At 45.2% G+C, this 1,211-nt stretch carries 3 protein-coding genes; all 3 read right to left on the bottom strand.

Translation table 11 applies throughout. The features are described 5' to 3' along the window. Positions 1-535, bottom strand: a 535-nt coding sequence (locus DSM465_RS0117840; RefSeq protein ID WP_029761968.1) for a major tail protein, incomplete at its 3' end; no start/stop codon positions are given. Between the two features lie 4 nt (positions 536-539). Continuing rightward, positions 540-860 carry a hypothetical protein gene (locus DSM465_RS0117835; RefSeq protein ID WP_029761967.1) on the bottom strand — a complete coding sequence of 107 codons (321 nt, stop codon included), beginning with the start codon at positions 858-860 and terminating at the stop codon, positions 540-542. Between the two features lies 1 nt (position 861). Next, positions 862-1,211: HK97 gp10 family phage protein (locus DSM465_RS0117830; RefSeq protein ID WP_029761966.1), on the bottom strand; the 350-nt coding region annotated here is incomplete at its 5' end.

The raw sequence follows: 1,211 nt of genomic DNA, 5'->3' as shown, positions 1-1,211 counted from the left end.
AATTGTCATAAATCGCTTGGTTCGTGTCATTTAATTCAATCACGCCACGGACAATGTTTTTCCCGTTGATTTCAATCGGAAGAATACGAATATTCAGCGTTTCTGTCGCTGGCTCAACTGATTCTGCACGTGTATTGTGTTCCTTGGTCGGGCGGCTTGCTTTGCAGCGATAGTATACAAAACGGCGATTTTTCTTGTCACCGAGGATTTGACCCATGAGCGCAAATTCTTTCGGAGTTCCATCTGTCGTCTCAATGAGCATTCCGTTTGCGTCGATTTCCCAGCCAAGCATTTCAGCTAAAATGTCGTCAGGAATGTTGGCCATTTCAAGTTCAGCTGTATAACCATTGTTGCTCGTATATGTGAAATACGGACCATTGTCCGCATAAAATGTGGTTTCCTCACCCTGTGGCTCTGGACTGAAACGGACAGCCCCCGGAATAGCCACAGGTGTTTCCCATGTCGGTGTTGTATCGTCTGTCAAAAAAGCGATGTGAACTTTCTCCAAACCGAATGTCACTTTGTTTTGGCTCATCCTCTTAACCTCCTAACAGTTGAATTTCATAGAGTATTTGATACATTTTTTCATCGTCGAGATAGGTCTCGAATTTCCGATAGGGTAGGCCTAACTCTTTGAGCTTGTCCTGCACCTTTTGCTCGGCAGCTAAATCCTTTTTCGCCGTGTATAACTCTACTTGGAAGTTATCAATCGCAACATAGTTGATGTTGTCCGCCATCATGTCGTTCGAGTAAGCAAACTGATAAACGATAAACGGCGGTGTGACCGGACTGGAAAACGAACCGTATGCGACAGGATAGCCAATACTTTTAAGTGCTTGATATAACTCCGCTTGTGTCATCTTAACCACCATTTTCGATTACTTTCTTTAACTCGTTCGGCAAGTCTGCCGCGTGTTTCTCATACGCTGGACGCAAATGCGGATAGGCAGGGACACGTCCACCGTTGACCTTTGCATGTCCAAACTCAAGAAGGTGAACACGGCGATAGTGTTTTTTGTTCCATACGATGCGTTTGGTTGTTCCGAATCCATCCTCTTTCGTGATTCCAAATGACTGCGCGTATTCACCTGTTCGTTTTGGAGCAAGCGCTTTGGTTTCTTGTAATACTTTCCGTGCAGTCTTGTCTACTGTTTTGCGAACACCTTCGGCCACGTCGTCTGTGTATTCTTTGACCGCTTGCACCAACTCAT

It is taken from the genome of Geobacillus thermodenitrificans subsp. thermodenitrificans DSM 465, assembly GCF_000496575.1.
Classification (GTDB): Bacteria; Bacillota; Bacilli; order Bacillales; family Anoxybacillaceae; genus Geobacillus; species Geobacillus thermodenitrificans.
The sequence above is the reverse complement of the archived record's forward strand: the minus strand, read 5'-3'. Positions and strand labels throughout refer to the sequence as shown.